The organism is Pseudomonas sp. NFX183 (assembly GCF_047943075.1).
GTDB lineage: Bacteria > Pseudomonadota > Gammaproteobacteria > Pseudomonadales > Pseudomonadaceae > Aquipseudomonas.
In genome coordinates this window covers 1,795,963-1,814,759 of record NZ_CP181333.1, presented here as the reverse complement: position 1 = coordinate 1,814,759, position 18,797 = coordinate 1,795,963, and the positions used below count along the sequence as shown (strand labels likewise).

The window sequence follows — 18,797 nt, the reverse complement described above, 5'->3', positions numbered from 1 at the left end:
TGTTTTGGGCTCGTTTCAGCGGTCAATGGAGTGACAGCTTATGCACAACACCCTCCAGCAGGTCTTTGGTTATCCACAGTTTCGTTCGGGCCAGGAAGAGGCGGTCAGCGCCGTACTGGCCGGTCGTTCGGCCGCTGCTATTTTCCCCACCGGTTCGGGCAAGTCGTTGTGTTATCAGCTGTCGGCGGTGCTGTTGCCGCACCTGACGCTCGTGGTGTCGCCGTTGTTGGCGTTGATGCAGGACCAGCTGGGTTTCCTGCAACGCCATGGCATTTGCGCTGGCAGTATTGATTCGGCGCAGAGCCGCGAGGACGCCAATGATGTGATGGCCCGGGCGCGTTCGGGCGAGCTGAAAATTCTGATGATTTCCGTGGAGCGCCTGAAGAACGAGCGCTTCCGTAACTTTCTGCAAAGCGTGCAGATTTCGTTGCTGGTGGTGGACGAGGCGCACTGTATTTCCGAGTGGGGCCACAACTTCCGTCCGGACTATTTGAAGCTGCCGGACTACCAGCGTCAGTTCAATATCCCACAAGCGCTGCTGCTGACGGCTACAGCCACGCCCAAGGTGATTGCCGACATGCAGGCGAAGTTCGCCATTGCGCCGGACGATGTCATCACCACAGGCTTCTACCGGCCCAATCTCAACCTGCTGGTAGAGCCGGTGAGCGGGCATGACAAACGTCGGCGCCTGGTCGAATGGATGAGCGAGCGAGCCAATCAGCCAAGTATCGTCTACGTCACCTTGCAGAAAACTGCTGAGCAGATCGCCGAACATCTGAACCGCAACGGCATTCAGGCCGAGGCTTATCACGCCGGTTTGCCCCACGACAAACGCGAGGGTATCCAGCAGCGTTTCATGGGTGGGCGCTCCAATTGCATCGTCGCCACCATCGCATTCGGCATGGGCATCGATAAAAGTGACATCCGCAATGTGGTGCACTTCGACCTGCCTAAATCCATTGAGAACTACAGCCAGGAAATCGGCCGTGCAGGGCGGGACGGGCAGCCGTCCGATTGCCTGGTGCTGGCCAACCGCGACAGCCTCAATGTGCTGGAAAACTTTGTGTACGGCGACACGCCGGAACAGGCGGGCATTCTCCGTGTGCTGGAGGAGTTGCAGGCGGCGCGCGGCGAGGGGCAGTGGGAGTTCCTGTTGAGGCCGCTGTCGGACCACAGCAACATCCGCGAGCTGCCACTGAAGACGCTGCTGGTGCAGTTGGAGCTCAAGGGCGTGATTGCGCCGCGTTATGCTTTTTACGCCGAGTACCGCTTCAAGTACCTGATCGAACCCGAGGCCTTGCTGGCGCGTTTCTCCGGCGAGCGACAGCAGTTTGTCGCGGCGATCATTGAGGTATGCAGTCGCGCCAGAACCTGGGCGACCGTGGATTTCGACGCGCTGTACCAGCAGCACAATGCCGAGCGCAGCCGGGTGGTGAAAGCGCTGGATTACTTCCAGGAGCAGGGTCTGATCGAGCTGGAAAGCAAGCAGATGACGGAGGTTTACAGCTTGCTGCACACCGAGTTCGATCCACAGGCGTTGAGCGAGGAGTTATACACAGGCTTCAAGCAGCACGAGGTGAAGGAGGTGGCGCGGATCCATGCCATGCTCGATCTGTTTGCCACCGAAGAATGCCTGGGCCAGCGTTTGGCCCACTACTTTGGCGATGAAAATGCGCCGCTGCGCTGCGGGCATTGCTCGGTATGTCATGGCCACGTGGCGCATTTACCGCCGCCGCCGAGTTTGCCAGCGCTCGTGGATAAAAACTTCATGGCGCTGTGCGGTGATTTTATCCACAGGCATCATGAGCACACCGGGCAACTGCCGGGCGCGGAGCGATTGACACGATTCCTCGGTGGTATCAGCGTGCCGCTGTTTACCAAGTTGAAGGCGCGGGGTATTCCGGGCTTCGCCGCGCTGGAGGCGTATCCCTACGCCGAGGTGCGTGAATGGGCCCAAGCCCATCTGAACGACCTGTAAATCCACTCATGAGAGCTGCACATGTCTGATTCGATGCCGCAACGCGCTGACTACCGTCACTTCCAACCGATCATCACGCGTTGGCACGATAACGATGTGTATGGTCACGTGAACAATGTCACCTACTACAGCTTCTTCGACACGGCGGTGAATACTTACCTGATTGAAGAGGGGGGGGTGGATATTCACGACGGTGAAGTGGTGGGGTTTGTGGTGAGTTCGGCGTGCGATTACTTTGCGTCGATCGCGTTTCCCGATCGCATAGAGATTGGCCTGCGCGTGGGCAAGTTGGGTAACAGCTCGGTGCAGTATGAGTTGGCGGTGTTCAAGTCAGGCGAGGAGGATGCCTGTGCGGCGGGGCGCTTTGTGCACGTCTTTGTGGACCGGGCGTCGAACCAGCCGGTGACGATTCCGGGGCGATTGCGCGAGGCGTTGCAGCGACTGGTGGTGTGACGCAGCCATTGTGACCAATGAGGCTCAAATGTGGCAGCTGGCTTGCCTGCGATAGCGGTGGTTCAGGTTTAGTTGTGCTTCCTGACCCAACGCTATCGCGGGCAAGCCCGGCTCACACAGGGAGTTCCGTGTGCCTTGGACCGTTGGCTTAACGGTGACGGTAGTGATGCTTGTTCTTGCGATGCCCGTACGCGTGGCCACGGCCACGATGGTCATCACGGTCATAACGACGGTTATCCCGCCCACGATAGCGACGATCGTCGTCATCGCTCTTGTTGCCCATGTAGTTGCCCAGCGCGCCACCTGCACCGCCGCCTGCGGCTGCGCCGATCAGGCTGCCGGTGTTGCCGCCCATGCTGCGGCCCACCACGTTGCCGCCTGCCGCGCCGAGTGCGCCGCCAATGGCTGCTTCACCACGGCTGCGCTTGTCAGCGCCGACTGCACTGCCGCCCGCGCCGCCCAGCGCTGCGCCGATGGCCGAACCGGTGTTACCGCCGACCTGCTGGCCAACAACCGAACCTAGAACCCCGCCCAATGCGCCGCCCACACCGGCTTCGGTGGTGCCACCGGCCATGGCTGCGCCACTGACCAGGCCAAGGGACAACAAGAGAATCGAGGAAAACTTCATAGAGAGACCTCAAGAGGATGACGGCGCGATCCTGAGGTTGTATCGGGATGCTGACAATCGAAAACCGACCAGTGGTACAGGTTGTATACAATTCTCTAAGTTGCTGTTTTGTATGGGGAACTTAAGTGGTTTTTGCGAGTCTTTAACTACTTCGGAACGGCCGCTTTTATGCAAAAGCGGCCTTTTTTGTGCCTTGGGCTTTTAGTAGCCATGGCGAGCGGCTTGTTGTGGTGAGCGGGCTTGCCCCGCGTTGGGCTGCGAAGCGGCCCCTAATAATGTCACCGCATTCTTTCAGTCAGAACGCAGTGCCTGGACCAGGGGCTGCTACGCAGCCCAACGCGGGGCAAGCCCGCTCGCCACAATCGGTCCCGGTGTCGCAACAAGCCCGCTCGCCACAACGGGTCTCGGTCAGGCCGAGCGTGCCATGATCAAGCCGGTCGCACTCGCTGCTTCCAGACGGATCGCTACAAACTTCGACGTCGGCGTATGGCTGCCATCACCGGTGCTCTCCAGCGGCACCAGCGGGTTCACTTCCGGGTAGTAAGCGGCTGCCTGCCCCGCCGGAATATCAAACGCCAGCAACGTAAAGCCCTTCACTCGGCGTTCACGGCCATCTTCCCACAGCGAAACGATGTCGGCTTTCTGCCCGGGCTTGAAGCCCAGGCGGATGATGTCGGCTTCATTGACGAACAACACGTCACGCTGACCTTTCACGCCACGGTAGCGGTCGTCCAGGCCGTAAATGGTGGTGTTGTACTGATCGTGAGAGCGCATCGACTGCATGATCAGGTCCGGCACCCGGCCCGTGGCGTGGGTGCGTTCGTGGATCAAGTCTTTGGGCAGCACGTTGGGGCGGAAATTGGCGCGGCCCGAGGGCGTATTCCAGCGGCGTGCGCCGGCGGAGTTGCCCAGGTAGAAACCGCCCGGGTGTTTGATGCGCTCGTTGAAGTCCTTGAAGCCTGGGATGGTGTCGGCGATCAGGTCGCGGATGCGCCCGTAGTCGGCGACCAGCCAGTTCCAGTCCACCGGTTTGCTGCCCAGGGTTGCGGCAGCAATGCCGGCAAGAATCGCAGGCTCGGATTTCATCAGCTTCGACAGTGGCTGCAGTTGGCCGTTGGAGCCGTGAACCATGCTGAACGAGTCTTCCACCGTGACCGCTTGCGGGCCGTCGGCCTGGATATCGATGTCGGTACGGCCCAGGCACGGCAGGATCAGCGCGTCTTTACCGTGCATCAAATGGCTGCGGTTGAGCTTGGTGCTGATCTGCACGGTCAGGTCGCAGCTGCGCAGCGCTTCAAAGGTGCGCGGGCTGTCGGGCGTGGCTTGGGCGAAGTTACCGCCCAGGCCGATAAACACTTTGGAGCGGCCTTCGAGCATCGCGTGGATGGCTTCCACGACGTTATGCCCATTGTGGCGCGGCACCTGGAACTGGAAGCGCCGTTCCAGGGAATCGAGGAATGCCACCGGTGGGCGTTCGTTGATGCCCATGGTGCGGTCGCCCTGCACGTTGCTGTGGCCGCGCACCGGGCACAGGCCGGCGCCTGGGCGGCCGATGTTGCCGCGCAGCAGCATCAGGTTGGCGATTTCCTGGATGGTCGGCACCGAGTGGCGATGCTGGGTGATGCCCATCGCCCAGCACATGATCACGTTCTTGCCTTTGGCGTACATGCGCGCCGCTTGCTCGATCTCCACCAGGGTCAGGCCGGACTGCTCGACGATCTCATCCCACGAGGTGTCATCGATCTGGCCCAGGTACTCCAGCACGTTGGTGGTGTGCTCGTTGAGGAAGTCGTGATCGAACACGGCTTCTTTGCCTTCGGCCTGGGCCTGGCGCTCCCACAGCAGCAGGAACTTGGCCATGCCGCGCAGGATGGCCATGTCGCCGCCCAGTGCCGGGCGGAAGTAGGCGGTGTTGGTAGGCTTGTCGCCGTTGGTGAGCATTTCCAGCGGGTGTTGCGGGTGCTGGAAGCGTTCCAGACCGCGCTCTTTCAGCGGGTTGATGCACACCACCTGAGCGCCGCGTTTAACTGCCTCACGCAACGGTTCGAGCATGCGCGGGTGGTTGGTGCCGGGGTTCTGGCCCCATACGAAAATCGCATCGGCGTGTTCGAAGTCGTCAAAGGTCACCGTGCCTTTGCCCACGCCCACGCTTTGCGCCAAGGCTACGCCGCTGGCTTCGTGGCACATGTTCGAGCAGTCCGGGAAGTTGTTGGTGCCATAGGCGCGCACAAACAGCTGATACAGGTACGCCGCTTCGTTGCTGGCGCGGCCCGAGGTGTAGAACTCGGCCATGTCCGGGCTTGGCAGTGCGTTGAGGTGCTTGCCGACCAGGTCGAACGCCGCTTCCCAGCTGATCGGCGTGTAGCGGTCAGTTTCGGCGTCATAGCGCATCGGCTCGGTCAGGCGGCCTTGGTATTCCAGCCAATAGTCGCTTTGCTCCAGCAGTGCGGTGACGCTGTGCTTGGCAAAAAATGCGGCATCCACGCGGCGTTTGGTGGCTTCCCAGTTGACCGCCTTGGCGCCGTTTTCGCAGAACTTGACCATGCCGCTTTCCGGCGAGTCGCCCCAGGCGCAGCCCGGGCAGTCGAAGCCGCCGTTCTGGTTGGTCTTGAGCATCATGCGCAGGTTTTTCAGCGCGTTGTCGCTGGTCAACCAGGCCTGCGCCACGCTGATCAGCGCGCCCCAGCCGCCAGCCGGACCTTTGTAGGGCTTGTAGCGCGGAGTCGGGGTTTGGTCGGCTTGGTGGTGCTGGCTCATGACTGGTTCTCCATCGCAGGGCTGTAGACCCGCGGCGCACTTTTCTGCGGCAGGTGGATGAGATTTAGGTTGTGTCGGCGGGCCCATTGCAAGGCCAGGCCGGTAGGCGACGACAGGCTGACCAAGGTCTGGATGCCCGCACGCAGAACTTTCTGAATTAATTCGAGGCTGCAGCGACTGGTGACAATCGCCAGGCCGCCGTCGGTCGGAATCTTTTGGCGGATCAAGGCGCCGATCAGCTTATCCAAGGCGTTATGCCGGCCGATGTCTTCGCGGCCCATCAGCAATTCGCCCTGATTATTCATAAATACCGCCGCATGTACTGCGCCGCTGTACTGGCCCAACGGCTGGAACGCGCTGATGCGCTGGCGCAGGCCGTCGAGCCATTCGGCGGGTGGCAAGGGCGCGCCGGGCAGCACTTGAAGGTCTGGCAGGGCTTGCTCCACCGCCTCGACACCGCACAAACCGCAGCCACTGGTGCCTGCCAATTGGCGGCGCTGCTGTTTGAGGTTCCAGAAGGCACGACTGGAAATTTGCACCTGAGCGTACTGGGCGGAGCCCGAACCGCTGAGTTTCAAGTCATATATGTCGCTAACGTCGGCGATAATGCCGCTGCCGATGCTGAAGCCGACGATAAAATCTTCCAGGTCCGTTGGCGTCACCAACATGACCGCCTGGCTGATGTCGTTATAGGCAATCGCCAACGCCACTTCTTCCGCCAACGCTGTGCTGGCGACTTCTGTGTGTTCGAGGTTGCAAAACTGGTAGCTCTGGCTGGAGGCGGGCGCGGGCGTTTCGAGGGCGGGGGCCGCGCAGACTGGGCGCTTGGCGTTCATGTGGCAGTACCACCGGCGGATTGATCAGTGTTTAGACTAGGCGCGACAAAGGGTCGCGTCTAATCGCCAGTACTGATCTATCGATAGATGGCGTCGATCAAGGCTCTTGCTGCGATTTTTGAAACAGCGCGAAACAGGCTTCCGCCAATGCCGAACGCGGTGCGCTGCGACGCATGATCAGCCCCAGGCGAGCCAATGTGTGAGCGTCTTCAATGGGTTGCAGGCGCAGGTGCTCAGTCAGTGCATCCAGGCCCCCATCCAATGGCATCACCGCGCAGCACAGGCCGCCGTGCACGGCTTGTAACAATTGATGCACCGCATCGGTTTGCAGCAGCGGTTGCGGGTGGAGCCCGCGACTGTGGAAGTTGTGGTCGATGGACTGACGGAAATGCATGCCGCTGGTGAGCATGCCCAGCGGCAGTTCGATCAGCGCTTCCCAGCTCAATGGCTTGTCGCCGAAGCTGAAAAAACGTTGGTCGTAGAGCAGGCCCATGCGGGTTTCGCCCAAGGCCAGCGAGTCGAAGCGCTCGTTATCCAGGCGCTCCAGGTAGGACACGCCGAGGTCCAGGCGGTTGCTCGCCAGCTGTTCGAGGATTTGCTCGGAGCTCAATGCCGACAGTTCAAAGCGCAGGCTCGGATGATCTTCGTGCAGTTGCTTCATCAAGGCCAAGGGATCGAAGCTCGACAACGGCACCACACCCAGGCGCAAGGTGCCGACCAGATTGCCGCGACAGGCCGCCGCTTCGGCCTGCAAGCCGTCATAGGCCGCCAGCACCGTACGCGCCCACGCCAGCACGCGTTCGCCCGGCGCGGTAAAGCCTTCAAAGCGCTGGCCACGATTGACCAGCGGCAAGTCCAGCTCTTCTTCCAGGTTACGCAAGCGCATCGACAGGGTCGGCTGGGTGATATGGCAGCGCGCGGCCGCCTGGCCGAAGTGGCGCGTCTCGTCGAGGGCGATGAGGAATTTCAACTGTTTGATGTCCATCTTCGCTCCGGGCTTATTCCAATGGCGGGGGATTCTAGCGCGTTTGGGTCTTTGGTCGGCCTGGAACCCAAGACAGCAGGACTGGTCTAGTCTTGGGCATCTGGAACTTAAAAACCCAAGGAGAGCGCACCATGAGTATTTTTAGCTTTGTTAAGGAAGCAGGCGAGAAGCTTATTGACCTGTTGACGCCGGGTAACGCCAACGCAAGTGATGAGTTGAAAAAGCACATCAGCGATGTCGGGCTCGGAAACCCGAATATCACCGCAACCGTTGATGGCGACAAGGTCACCGTGAAGGGTGAAGTTGCCACTCAGGAAGAGAAAGAAAAAATCATCCTGGCTGCAGGCAACATCGCAGGTGTTGGCAGTGTAGAAGACCAGATCACCGTGACCGGCCCGGCTGTGACAGCTGCCCGTTTCGTCGTCGTGAAAAAGGGCGATACGCTGAGCGCGATTTCCCTGGCGGTGTACGGCAACGCCAACCAGTACAACAAGATCTTTGAGGCCAACAAGCCATTGCTCAAAGATGTGAACAAAATTTACCCAGGGCAGACACTGCGCATTCCTGAGTAATACGCGGGCCCAACGGTGGGAGCGGGTTTGTGTGGGAGCTGGCTTGCCTGCGATAGCATCACCTCGGTGTCATTGATAAACCGAGGTGCCGATATCGCGGGCAAGCCCGGCGCCCACACAAGGCCGCTCCCACTTTTGATTAGAGCCCGGCGATCAGATCCCGGTAATCCCCCACCGCCGCAAACTCTGCCGTGTCCTTTGGCCCCTTCTTGCTGTCCGGTTCTTTCACTGCCAGCAGGTGCCCCACGCCAAAATCGCGCGCGCTGCGCAGGATCGGCAAGGTGTCATCGATAAACAGGCTGCGGGCCGGGTCGAAGTGGATGTCGGCGTGCAGGGCTGCCCAGAATTGTGGGTCTTCCTTGGGAAAACCATAGTCATGGGAGCTGATCAACCGCTCGAAATACGGCGCCAGTTCAATGCGTTCCAACTTCAAAGACAGCGAATCACGATGCGCGTTGGTGATCAGAATCACGCGCTTGCCGGCCTGTTTGATCGCCGCCAGAAAGGTATCCGCGTCCGGGCGCAGGGCAATCAGGTGGGCCGTTTCCAACTTGAGTTCGCGCACCGGAATATTCAGCTCCGTGCTCCAGAAATCCAGGCAATACCATTGCAACTGTCCCGCCTTACGCTCGAACAGTGGCTGCAATTCCATATCGGCCATGGCGCGGCTCACGCCGTGCAGCTCGGCGTAGCGCTGGGGCAGGTGCTCCATCCAGAAATGGTTGTCGAAATGCAGGTCGAGCAAGGTGCCGTCCATGTCCAGCAGGACGGTGTCGATGGCGTGCCAGGGCAAAGAGGGCATGGGGCGTTCTCATGTAAGTAAAGATATCCGACACAGACAATCGGAAAAGCCACGGTATAGTAACCCGATCACGCCAAGGAGCCGCTTATGCGCCAGAAACCCACCGTCCTCGCCCGCGAAATAGTCGCCAGTAGCCGTTTGTTCCGCGTGGAGGAAGTGCAATTGCGCTTTTCCAATGGCGTTGAACGGACCTACGAGCGCCTGGTAGGCCGCGGTGCCGGCTACGGCGCGGTGATGATCGTGGCGATGATTGACGACGATCATGCGTTGCTGGTGGAAGAGTATTGCGGCGGCACCGATGAATATGAGGTGTCGTTGCCCAAGGGGCTGATCGAGCCCGGCGAAGACGTACTGGCGGCGGCCAACCGTGAACTCAAGGAAGAGGCCGGTTATGGCGCGCGTCAGTTGGAACACATCACCGAGCTGTCGTTGTCGCCCGGCTACATGAGCCAGAAAATCCAGGTGGTGTTGGCCACCGATCTGTACGAAGAGCGCCTGGAAGGCGATGAGCCTGAGCCTATGCGGGTTGATCGGGTTAACCTGCGCGAGCTGTCGCAGCTTGCGCAAAATGAGCAGTTCAGCGAGGGGCGCGCCCTGGCGGCGCTGTATCTGGTACGAGACCTGTTGACCCAGCGTGGAGCGTTTATCGCATGAGCGAACTGTTTTTAGGCCACCCGTTTATTGCCCCTGTGATTGAGCTGGCCCGTCAGGCCGGTGAAGTGATCCTGCCGTATTGGCGCGCCGACGTGGCGGTCACCTCCAAGTCGGATGACTCGCCGGTGACGGCAGCGGACCTGGCCGCCCACCATCTGATTCTCGCCGGCCTTACCGCGCTCGACCCGAGCATTCCGGTGCTGTCCGAAGAAGACGCGGATATCGACCAAAGTGTGCGTGCGGGTTGGCAGCGCTGGTGGCTGGTTGACCCGCTGGATGGCACCAAGGAATTTATCTCTGGCAGCGAAGAGTTCACCGTCAATATCGCCTTGATCGAACAAGGCCGCGTGGTGTTTGGCGTGGTATCGATGCCCACCAGTGGCCGTTGCTACTTCGGTGGCGCGGGGCTGGGGGCGTGGCGTTCTGATGTGAACGAAGCACCCAAGCAGATTCAGGTACGCCAGACGCCGGCAGCGGGTGAAGCCTTCACCGTAGTGGCCAGCCGTCGCCACAGCAGCCCTGAGCAGGAGCGCCTGCTGCACGGTTTGAGCGAAGGCCTGGGAGCGTTGAAGCTGGCGAATATCGGCAGCTCGCTGAAATTCTGCCTGTTGGCCGAAGGCAGTGCCGATTGCTACCCACGTTTGGCGCCGACGTCGCAGTGGGACACCGCAGCGGCCCAGGGCGTGTTGGAAGGCGCGGGCGGCGAGGTGTTGGAGTTGAGTGGTGAGCCGTTCAGCTATCCGGCGCGTGAGTCGTTGTTGAACCCGTTCTTTTTGGCGCTGCCGGCCAAGGCCGCATGGCGGGAGCGCCTGCTGACCCTGGCGAGATCTTGAGCCCGGCGTAGATTCAATGTGGGAGCTGGCTTGCCTGCGATTTCAATAGATCAGCCACCAACGCTGTGACTGTCAGACCGCTATCGCAGCGTATCTACATAACTTCCGATAACCGCAAAATAGGTAGCAGGCGACCTTTCGTGGCGAGCGGGCTTGCCCCGCGTTGGGCTGCGAAGCGGCCCTAAAACCTGAAACGGCGGTCTGTCAGCAGAGCGCGGTGTTCTTATTGGGGCTGCTTCGCAACCCAACGCGGGGCAAGCCCGCTCGCCACGGAGGGTGGTGTCGCTATTCGAGATTGTGTAGATACCGTGGTAATCCAGCTCTCATATTTTTTGGGGTGTGGCGGTTAACGGTGCAAAACGTACTGGCCAGTAAACGCCACCGCGCGCTCCTCACTCCCCTCATTCACAATCCACGTCTCCAGCGTCAGCCGCGCGCGACCATAACGGTTATACGTCGCCACAAAACGCTTCCACACCTTCTCCTCCGGCGCCCGGCACACCACCGTCGCATCCCGTGTGACGGGCAGCGGATAGCTGATCTGCCCTTCCTGAATCACGATATGCCCGTCATCTATGCCTTCTTCGCGCAATTGCAGGTGCAGCCAGCCCCAGCCCGCCAGCACGGCGCCGCAATACAGGCTGCCGCCGAACATGGTGCTCTTGTGGTTGATATTGGCTTGCAAGGGCAGGTGCAGCTGCAACTGGCCGTTTTGCCAGTCGAGCACTTTGAGGCCCATTTCTCGGGTAAGCGGGATGTCGTGGTGCAGGATGGATTCCAGGTAACGGCTGTCGCGGCTCATGGCGGCCTCTTGGCGAGTGGGCGGGGTCATTCGTCGTCGGCGCTGTGGCTGGCGCTGTCGGCGAAGTTCAGGCCGTGCTTGCGCAGTTTGTCGTGCAGGGTTTTGCGCGGTATGCCCAAGGCTTCGGCGAGGCTGCGCACCGAACTGTGAGGGCGGGTCAGTTCAGCGGCGATCAGGCTTTTTTCGAACTGCTCGACTTGTTCGCTCAGACCGCCCGGCGTGGAGGTCAGGACGCCAGCGGCAGGGTTGTCCGCCGTCGCGTCCAGTGCCAGCTCGAGCCCCAGGGCAAAGCGTTCTGCCGCATTCTGCAGTTCGCGCACATTGCCGGGCCAGCTATGGCGCAGCAGCAGCGCGCGCTGGCCCGGTTGCAGCTCGTTAAGCGGCAGGCCGTGACGGCTGCTGGCCTCGTCGGCAAAGTGTTGAAACAGCATCAAGGCATCCTCGCCGCGCTCGCGCAACGGTGGAATGCGCAGCGGTGCGACATTGAGGCGGTAATACAAGTCGGCGCGAAAGCGACCCTGATCGGCAGCCTGGCGCAGGTCTTCCTTGGTGGCAGCGATGATGCGGATATCCAGCGGGATCAGTTGATTGCCCCCCAGGCGTTCCACCACGCGCTCCTGCAGCAGGCGCAACAGCTTGACCTGCACGTCCAGGCTCATGCTTTCGATTTCATCGAGAAACAGCGTGCCGCCGTTGGCGAATTCGAATTTGCCGATACGGCGTTTCTGCGCGCCGGTAAATGCCCCCGGCTCATGGCCGAACAGCTCGCTCTCGACCACCGATTCCGCCAGGGCGCCGGCATTGATCGCCACAAACGGCCCGCTGCGTCGGCTAGACAGGTCGTGCAGCGCACGCGCCACCACCTCTTTGCCGGCGCCGGTTTCGCCGAGGATCAGCACGTCGGCGCGGGTCGCGGCCAGGGCGCCGATCTGCTCGCGCAGGCGCAGCATTTGTGGCGAATGCCCGACCAGGCGCGTGCTCAATTGCTGACGGTCACTGAGGGCCAGGCGCAGGCTGCGGTTGTCCAGCACCAGGCGGCGCAGGGCCAGGGCGCGGCGCACGCTGTCGAGCAGGGCATCGCTGGCGAAGGGTTTTTCAAGAAAGTCATAGGCGCCGGCCCGCATGGCTTGCACCGCCAGCGGCACGTCGCCGTGGCCGGTGATCAACAGTACTGGCAGTTCCGGGTCTTGGCCGTGCAGTTCGGCGAGCAACTCCAGGCCGTCCATGCCGGGCATGCGGATGTCGCTGACCACCACGCCCGGCCAGTCCCGCGACAGGCGCGCAGTGAGGCCGGTGGCTTCGCCCAGGGTCAGGACGTTCAGCCCGGCCAGGTCCAGGGTCTGGCACAGGGCCTGACGCAGGTGTGGATCGTCGTCGATCAACACCACCTGAATCTGGTTATCGATACTCATACACTGCGGTCCTCGGACGGTTGAAGACTGACGCCCGGCGAGCCGGCACGCAATTTCAAGGTTAACAGCGCGCCGCCTTCCTTGTGGTTGGCAAACAGCAATTCGCCGCCAAAGGCACGCATCAACGTGTCACAAATTGCCAGCCCCAACCCAAGGCCCTGGGTGCGCGTCTTGGTTGTGTAGAACGGCTCGCTGGCGCGGCCCAGGGCTTCCATGCAAAAGCCTGGACCGTTGTCGCGAATGTACAGGTTGACGCCCTGTTCGGTGGTTTGGGCACTCAACCAGAGTTTGCGCGGCGGGCCTTTTTCGGTAAGGGCGTCGAGGGCGTTAGCCAGCAAGTTGCCGAGTACCTGGCGCAGACGGGTTTCGCCGGCTTGTACCCACAGGGTTGCTTCTGGCAAATCACGGATCAGCTCGACTTCCATCGAGCGTCGCCGCTTGGCCAGTAACGCCAGTGCATCGTCCAGCGCCGGTTGCAGGGCCACGCTTTCCGGTGCGTGGCGGTCGCGACGGGCGAACGCGCGCAGATGCGCGATGATCGAGGCCATGCGCCCGGTCAGTTCGCTGATCAGTTTGAGATTGCCGCGGGCGTCATTGGTGCGCTCGTGGTCGAGCAGGATCTCGGCGTTTTCTGCATAGCTGCGAATCGCCGCGAGCGGTTGATTGAGTTCGTGGCTGATGCTCGCCGACATGGTCCCCAACGCTGACAGTTTGCCGGCTTGCACCAGGTCGTCCTGGGCGCGAACCAGCTCCTGCTGGGCGTGTTCGCGCTCAAGCACTTCCTGCTTCAGACGCCGGTTGAGGCCTTCAAGGTCGCTGGTGCGCTCGATCACGCGGGCTTCCAGTTCGCGGCGCGCCTTGGCTTCAAACGCGATGCGTTCCAGATAATGGCGACGGCGCTGCATCATCAAGCCCAGCAGCAGCATCAGTACCAGCAACGTGGCGCCGCCGACCGCCACCACCGTGCGCACCGGGCGATTGATCAGCGAGCGCGGCGCCAGAATTTCCACCGTCCAGCCGGTTTCGGCAATGGCCGAGGATTGGCGCAGCCACGCCGTCGTACTCAAGGCCAGCGGCTGTGGGTCGCGCGTTGGGTAGGGCTGGATCGCGATGATGGCTTGGCGCTCTTCGGCAGTCAGCGGCCGTGTCGCACGGAATCGCCATTGCGGGCGCGAGGTAAGGATCACCACGCCGTTGTGGTCCGTCACCAGCAGTTGTTCCGGGGTTTTGCCCCACAGGCTTTCGGTATGGTCCAGGTCGACCTTGACCACCAGCACGCCGATGATTTTGTCGCCATCGCGCACGGCGGCGGCGAAGAAGTAGCCGCGTTTGGCCGACGTGGTGCCCAGGCCGAAAAACCGGCCCAAGCGCCCGGCCATGGCTTCGCTGAAATAGGGGCGAAACGAGAAATTGCGCCCGACAAAGCTGTCCTGCTTGTCCCAGTTGGAGGCGGCGAGCGTTTTGCCGGTGGTGTCCATCAGGTACATCACTTCCACCCCGGCCTGGGCGGCGACGTTCTTGAGCAACAGGTTGGCGTTGACCAGGTTGGTGCTGACATCGGGCGCATCCAGCGCGGTGCGCAAGGCCGGCAAGTCACCCAGAATCTGGGGCAGCACTTCATAGCGGTGCAGGGTGCCGAGCAGGTTGGCGACGTAGAGGTCGAGGGTCTGGCGGTTTTGACTGGCCAGTTCGCTGCCGTAATAACGCTCGGCCAGGTGTTCCAGCGGCCACAGCAGCGGTGCCAGGCACAACGCCAACAGGGCGAGGCTGCGCCAGCGGGGTCTTCGCGGAAGGGGTGGAGTCATGGGAATCATGCGCCTGTGGGGACAGGCGCATTATGCCTAGCTGTGGTGCGTGATGCTGTTGTTATGCGATCAGGTCTTTTGGCTCGGTGTTACCCAGGCGCTCACCTTGATAGCTGCCGTCCTGGACGCGGCGGCACCAGTCGAGGTTGTCGAGGTACCACTGCACCGTTTTGCGCAGGCCGGTTTCGAAGGTTTCTTCGGGCACCCAACCCAGTTCGTGCTCGATCTTGCTGGCATCGATCGCATAGCGCTGATCGTGGCCCGGGCGATCCTTGACGAAAGTGATCAGGTCGGTGAATTTTTCCACGCCCGCCGGGCGATTGGGTGCCAGTTCTTCGAGCAGGCCACAAATGCCACGTACCACGTCGATATTCTTCTGCTCGTTGTGACCGCCGATGTTGTAGGTCTCGCCCACCACACCTTCGGTAACCACTTTGAACAGCGCGCGAGCGTGATCTTCGACGAACAGCCAGTCGCGCACTTGCAAGCCATCACCGTAGACCGGCAGTGGCTTGCCGGCGAGGGCGTTGAGGATGACCAGCGGGATCAGCTTTTCGGGGAAGTGGAACGGCCCGTAGTTGTTCGAGCAGTTGGTCAGCAGCACCGGCAAACCGTAAGTGCGCTGCCACGCGCGGACCAGGTGGTCGGACGCCGCCTTGCTGGCCGAGTACGGCGAGCTGGGCGCGTAAGGCGTGGTTTCAGTGAACAGGTCGTCCACGCCGTGCAGGTCGCCATAAACCTCATCGGTAGAGATGTGGTGAAAGCGAAACGCGCTCTTGGCCGGCTCTTCCAGCGTTTGCCAGTAAGCGCGAGTGGCTTCCAGCAGGCTGTAGGTGCCGACGATGTTGGTCTGGATAAAATCCGACGGGCCATCAATGGAGCGGTCGACATGCGACTCGGCCGCCAGGTGCATGATTGCCTGAGGCTCAAAGCGCGCAATCACGGCGCTGACCGCGGCCTGGTCGATGATATCGGCCTGCACGAACTCATAGCGGCTATTGGACGCAATGCTGGTCAGCGATTCCAGGTTGCCTGCGTAGGTGAGTTTGTCCAGGTTGAGCACTTCGTGCTCGGTGTTTTGAATCAGGTGACGAACCAGGGCGGAACCGATAAAACCGGCACCGCCGGTGATGAGAATACGCATGTCGAGGGCCTTTTCCTTAGACGAAGACTTGGCGAAGTTGGCATAGCTTGAGTTGTGAATCGGGACGGCGCAAGCCCGGTATGCGTGAGGGGTTGATTAACGGCCCCGAACAATGGCGATATAGGCGCCTGAAAAAGCAGAGGTCACCACAATGTTGCTCGCCACATTGATCCATCGTGCCAGTTTGCCTTGCCCACAAATAAGCGCCGATCAAGCCGCGCAATTGCTCGAGCAACATTACGGTTTGACGGGCGCGTTGCAGTCGCTGGGCAGCCAACAAGACCTCAATTACCGAGTTGACAGCGAGCGTGGCCGCTTTGTTCTGAAGATCTGCCGTGGCGATTACGCTGCCGTTGAACTGCAGGCCCAGCACGCCGCCCTCAATGACCTGCAAGCGCACGTGCGCGTGCCCAAGGTGAACCGCGCACTGACCGGGGAAGACCTGCTGACCGTCACCGTGGGTGGGCAAACCGTGCACCTGCGGTTGCTGGACTATATTGACGGCCAGCCCCTGACGCAGCTGCCGCACCTGGGCCGTGACGTGATCGCAGGCTTTGGTGAGTTGTGTGGACAGGTCAGCCGCGCACTGGAGCATTTCGAGCACCCGGGCCTGGACCGCACGTTGCAATGGGACCCGCGCCACGCCCATGCACTGATCACGCACCTGCTGGCCAACCTGGATAACCTGCCGCACCGCGACGCCATCGAGCGCGCGGCCAACCACGTACACGCGCGCCTTCAGCCTTTGGTCGATCACCTGCCGTGGCAAGCCGTACATCTGGACATCACCGATGACAACGTCGTCTGGCAGCGCGACGCCCAGCGGCATTGGCAGGTCCAGGGCGTGATTGATTTCGGCGATTTGGTGCGCACTTGGCGCATTGCCGACCTGTCGGTGACCTGCGCGGCGCTGTTGCACCATGCCGATGGAGACCCCTTTGCCATCCTGCCGGCGATCCAGGCCTGCCACGCGGTGACGCCATTGCAGCGCGAGGAATTACAGGCGTTATGGCCGCTGATTGTGGCGCGCGCGGCGGTGCTGGTGCTCAGCAGCGAACAGCAGCAACGCCTTGATCCTGACAACACTTACCTGCTGAAAAATGCCGAGCACGAGTGGGAAATTTTTCATGTGGCGACCTCGGTGCCGTATGCGCTGATGGAGGCGGCGATCCTCAGCTGTGTCGCAGAAGCGTTGCCGCCGATGGCCGACCAAGACTTCGCACCGTTGCTGCCGGGCCTTGTGGGACGTGAGTTTGCGCTGATCGACCTGGGTGTACTCAGCCCGCATTTCGAGGCCGGCAATTGGGAGTTGCCCGGCATAGACCGCCGGTTGCTGGATGAAGCGGCGACCGTGCATGGGCTGGCGGCCAGCCGGTATGGGCAATACCGGTTGTCGCGAACGCGCGCCGACAGTGCCGTCGAGCCGCAGACTTTCCCGCTTCACGTGGAGTTGCATCTGCCTCACGGCACCGTATTGGAAGCGCCCTTTGGCGGTACGTTGCGCCAAGGCGACGACGGTCTGCTGTGCTTGCATGACGCTCAACTGAGCCTGCGTGTCGGCGGCGTGAAAACCGCATTGAAACCGGGCTCGGTGCTGGTGAAGGGGCAACTGCTCGGTGAGGTGCACGCCCCGCTCACCGTACAGTTATGCCGTGCCGAGCTCGAGCCGCCGTTGTTCTGCACGCCGTCCAGGGCGCCGGCGTGGCAAGCCCTCTGTCCGTCGCCGGCCACGTTGCTGGGGGTGGCCTGTGATGCCGAGCCGGAACTGGACCGCGAAGCTCTGCTGGCACGTCGGGATGCCAGCTTCGCTCGCTCGCAGAAGCACTATTACGTCGACCCGCCGCGCATCGAGCGCGGCTGGCGCAACCACCTGATCGACATGCAGGGCCGTTCGTACCTGGACATGCTCAACAACGTCGCCGTGCTGGGCCATGGCCACCCGCGCATGGCGGCGGTGGCGGCGCGGCAATGGTCGCTGCTCAACACCAATTCGCGCTTTCACTATGCGGCGATTGCCGAGTTTTCCGAGCGTTTGCTGGCATTGGCGCCAGAGGGCATGGACCGAGTGTTTCTGGTCAACAGCGGCACCGAGGCCAATGACCTGGCGATTCGCCTGGCCTGGGCCTACAGCGGCGGGCGCGACATGCTCAGCGTGCTGGAGGCGTACCACGGCTGGTCGGTGGCGGCGGATGCGGTGTCGACCTCGATTGCCGACAACCCGCAGGCGTTGAGCAGCCGCCCGGACTGGGTGCACCCGGTGACCGCGCCGAACACCTATCGCGGCGAGTTCCGTGGGCAGGACAGTACGCCGGATTACGTGCGAAGCGTGGAGCACAACCTGGCGAAAATCGGCGCGAGTAAACGCCAGTTGGCAGGGTTCATATGCGAGCCGGTCTACGGCAATGCGGGGGGCATTTCCCTGCCGCCGGGTTATTTGCAGCAGGTCTACGCGCGGGTGCGCGCCCAGGGCGGCGTGTGCATCGCCGATGAGGTGCAGGTGGGTTATGGGCGCATGGGCCATTTTTTCTGGGGTTTTGAAGAGCAGGGCGTGGTGCCGGACATCATCACCATGGCCAAGGGCATGGGGAACGGCCAACCGTTGGGCGCGGTGATCACCCGGCGCGAAATTGCCGAGGCGCTGGAGGCCGAAGGGTATTTCTTCTCGTCGTCGGGGGGCAGCCCGGTCAGCTGTCAGATCGGCATGGCCGTGCTGGACGTGATGCAGGAAGAAAAGCTGTGGGAAAACGCCCAGGTGGTGGGCGGGCATTTCAAGGCGCGCTTGGAGCAGTTGATTGATCGTCACCCGCTGGTCGGCGCTGTTCATGGCTCCGGCTTCTATCTGGGGCTGGAGTTGGTGCGTGACCGCCTCACCCTGGAACCGGCCACCGAAGAAACGGCGTTGCTGTGTGACCGGTTACGGGAGCTGGGGATTTTCATGCAGCCTACGGGTGACTACCTCAATATCCTCAAGATCAAGCCGCCGATGGTCACGTCCAAACGCAGCGTGGACTTCTTCGTCGACATGCTGTCGAAGGTGCTGGATGAACAATTGCAATAGTCGATTGTTATCGGTTATCTGCTGTATTGCTTTCTGTTTATCGTCTTTTTTCCCTTTTAAAGCCGATTTTTATCCGTT

15 protein-coding genes are annotated in these 18,797 nt (G+C 61.5%); 6 read left to right on the top strand and 9 right to left on the bottom strand.

Annotated elements, in window-relative coordinates; all coding sequences use genetic code 11:
* Positions 1–40: 40 nt before the first annotated feature.
* Together ACM530_RS08475 and ACM530_RS08470 are read left to right on the top strand one after the other, a co-directional pair.
* The gene (locus ACM530_RS08475) at positions 41–1,978 is read left to right on the top strand and encodes an ATP-dependent DNA helicase RecQ (RefSeq protein ID WP_416364584.1); all 1,938 of its coding nucleotides are present in this window, start codon (positions 41–43) and stop codon (positions 1,976–1,978) included.
* Between the two features lie 21 nt (positions 1,979–1,999).
* Positions 2,000–2,431, top strand: coding sequence for an acyl-CoA thioesterase (locus ACM530_RS08470; protein ID WP_416364583.1), 432 nt, complete (start codon positions 2,000–2,002; stop codon positions 2,429–2,431).
* Positions 2,432–2,579: 148 nt separating this feature from the next.
* On the opposite strand, the gene ACM530_RS08465 is transcribed toward ACM530_RS08470, so the two are convergent.
* The 4 genes from ACM530_RS08465 to ACM530_RS08450 form a co-directional block, all read right to left on the bottom strand.
* On the bottom strand, positions 2,580–3,059 hold the full coding sequence (locus ACM530_RS08465) for a glycine zipper domain-containing protein (protein ID WP_145159820.1): 480 nt from the start codon (positions 3,057–3,059) through the stop codon (positions 2,580–2,582).
* A 408-nt stretch (positions 3,060–3,467) separates the two neighbouring features.
* Complete coding sequence (locus tag ACM530_RS08460) at positions 3,468–5,816, bottom strand: FdhF/YdeP family oxidoreductase (protein ID WP_124416183.1); 2,349 nt, start codon at positions 5,814–5,816, stop codon at positions 3,468–3,470.
* Entirely contained in the window at positions 5,813–6,652 is an 840-nt protein-coding gene (fdhD, locus tag ACM530_RS08455; RefSeq protein WP_119738173.1) for a formate dehydrogenase accessory sulfurtransferase FdhD, read from the bottom strand. The genes ACM530_RS08460 and fdhD overlap by 4 nt, the downstream gene beginning before the upstream one ends.
* A gap of 97 nt (positions 6,653–6,749) precedes the next feature.
* The gene (locus ACM530_RS08450; protein ID WP_416364582.1) at positions 6,750–7,637 is read right to left on the bottom strand and encodes a LysR family transcriptional regulator; all 888 of its coding nucleotides are present in this window, start codon (positions 7,635–7,637) and stop codon (positions 6,750–6,752) included.
* 131 nt (positions 7,638–7,768) lie between these two features.
* Between ACM530_RS08450 and lysM the strand changes: the two genes are divergently transcribed.
* Positions 7,769–8,209, top strand: coding sequence for a peptidoglycan-binding protein LysM (gene lysM / locus ACM530_RS08445; RefSeq protein WP_242198684.1), 441 nt, complete (start codon positions 7,769–7,771; stop codon positions 8,207–8,209).
* Positions 8,210–8,348: 139 nt separating this feature from the next.
* Here lysM and yrfG read toward each other — a convergent pair whose 3' ends face one another.
* Positions 8,349–9,011 carry a GMP/IMP nucleotidase gene (gene yrfG / locus ACM530_RS08440; RefSeq protein ID WP_416364581.1) on the bottom strand — a complete coding sequence of 221 codons (663 nt, stop codon included), beginning with the start codon at positions 9,009–9,011 and terminating at the stop codon, positions 8,349–8,351.
* 87 nt (positions 9,012–9,098) lie between these two features.
* Between yrfG and nudE the strand changes: the two genes are divergently transcribed.
* Together nudE and cysQ are read left to right on the top strand one after the other, a co-directional pair.
* Complete coding sequence (nudE, locus tag ACM530_RS08435; RefSeq protein ID WP_106577427.1) at positions 9,099–9,665, top strand: ADP compounds hydrolase NudE; 567 nt, start codon at positions 9,099–9,101, stop codon at positions 9,663–9,665.
* Positions 9,662–10,498, top strand: coding sequence for a 3'(2'),5'-bisphosphate nucleotidase CysQ (gene cysQ, locus ACM530_RS08430; RefSeq protein WP_145159830.1), 837 nt, complete (start codon positions 9,662–9,664; stop codon positions 10,496–10,498). Before nudE ends, cysQ begins: the two co-directional genes overlap by 4 nt.
* Positions 10,499–10,844: 346 nt before the next feature.
* On the opposite strand, the gene ACM530_RS08425 is transcribed toward cysQ, so the two are convergent.
* The 4 genes from ACM530_RS08425 to rfbB all read right to left on the bottom strand — a co-directional run bounded on the left by ACM530_RS08425 (position 10,845) and on the right by rfbB (position 15,661).
* Entirely contained in the window at positions 10,845–11,300 is a 456-nt protein-coding gene (locus tag ACM530_RS08425) for a thioesterase domain-containing protein (protein WP_416364580.1), read from the bottom strand.
* 26 nt (positions 11,301–11,326) lie between these two features.
* Positions 11,327–12,712 (bottom strand): sigma-54-dependent transcriptional regulator, encoded by a 1,386-nt coding sequence (locus ACM530_RS08420; RefSeq protein WP_404486359.1) that lies wholly within the window; start codon positions 12,710–12,712, stop codon positions 11,327–11,329.
* Positions 12,709–14,517, bottom strand: coding sequence for a sensor histidine kinase (locus ACM530_RS08415; protein ID WP_262208090.1), 1,809 nt, complete (start codon positions 14,515–14,517; stop codon positions 12,709–12,711). The genes ACM530_RS08420 and ACM530_RS08415 overlap by 4 nt, the downstream gene beginning before the upstream one ends.
* A gap of 61 nt (positions 14,518–14,578) precedes the next feature.
* Positions 14,579–15,661, bottom strand: a complete 1,083-nt coding sequence (gene rfbB / locus ACM530_RS08410) for a dTDP-glucose 4,6-dehydratase (RefSeq protein ID WP_145159837.1) — start codon at positions 15,659–15,661, stop codon at positions 14,579–14,581.
* Positions 15,662–15,812: 151 nt separating this feature from the next.
* Between rfbB and ACM530_RS08405 the strand changes: the two genes are divergently transcribed.
* Complete coding sequence (locus tag ACM530_RS08405) at positions 15,813–18,719, top strand: aminotransferase (protein WP_416364579.1); 2,907 nt, start codon at positions 15,813–15,815, stop codon at positions 18,717–18,719.
* Positions 18,720–18,797 lie beyond the last annotated feature (78 nt).

Excerpts from the sequence above, each read along its gene's own strand:
- ACM530_RS08465 (WP_145159820.1), bottom strand. The coding sequence starts at position 3,059 with ATGAAGTTTTCCTCGATTCTCTTGTTGTCCCTTGGCCTGGTCAGTGGC.
- fdhD (WP_119738173.1), bottom strand. The coding sequence starts at position 6,652 with ATGAACGCCAAGCGCCCAGTCTGCGCGGCCCCCGCCCTCGAAACGCCC.
- cysQ (WP_145159830.1), top strand. The coding sequence starts at position 9,662 with ATGAGCGAACTGTTTTTAGGCCACCCGTTTATTGCCCCTGTGATTGAG.
- yrfG (WP_416364581.1), bottom strand. The coding sequence starts at position 9,011 with ATGCCCTCTTTGCCCTGGCACGCCATCGACACCGTCCTGCTGGACATG.
- lysM (WP_242198684.1), top strand. The coding sequence starts at position 7,769 with ATGAGTATTTTTAGCTTTGTTAAGGAAGCAGGCGAGAAGCTTATTGAC.
- ACM530_RS08420 (WP_404486359.1), bottom strand. The coding sequence starts at position 12,712 with ATGAGTATCGATAACCAGATTCAGGTGGTGTTGATCGACGACGATCCA.
- ACM530_RS08415 (WP_262208090.1), bottom strand. The coding sequence starts at position 14,517 with ATGACTCCACCCCTTCCGCGAAGACCCCGCTGGCGCAGCCTCGCCCTG.
- ACM530_RS08460 (WP_124416183.1), bottom strand. The coding sequence starts at position 5,816 with ATGAGCCAGCACCACCAAGCCGACCAAACCCCGACTCCGCGCTACAAG.
- ACM530_RS08425 (WP_416364580.1), bottom strand. The coding sequence starts at position 11,300 with ATGAGCCGCGACAGCCGTTACCTGGAATCCATCCTGCACCACGACATC.
- ACM530_RS08405 (WP_416364579.1), top strand. The coding sequence starts at position 15,813 with ATGTTGCTCGCCACATTGATCCATCGTGCCAGTTTGCCTTGCCCACAA.
- ACM530_RS08450 (WP_416364582.1), bottom strand. The coding sequence starts at position 7,637 with ATGGACATCAAACAGTTGAAATTCCTCATCGCCCTCGACGAGACGCGC.
- ACM530_RS08470 (WP_416364583.1), top strand. The coding sequence starts at position 2,000 with ATGTCTGATTCGATGCCGCAACGCGCTGACTACCGTCACTTCCAACCG.
- ACM530_RS08475 (WP_416364584.1), top strand. The coding sequence starts at position 41 with ATGCACAACACCCTCCAGCAGGTCTTTGGTTATCCACAGTTTCGTTCG.
- rfbB (WP_145159837.1), bottom strand. The coding sequence starts at position 15,661 with ATGCGTATTCTCATCACCGGCGGTGCCGGTTTTATCGGTTCCGCCCTG.
- nudE (WP_106577427.1), top strand. The coding sequence starts at position 9,099 with ATGCGCCAGAAACCCACCGTCCTCGCCCGCGAAATAGTCGCCAGTAGC.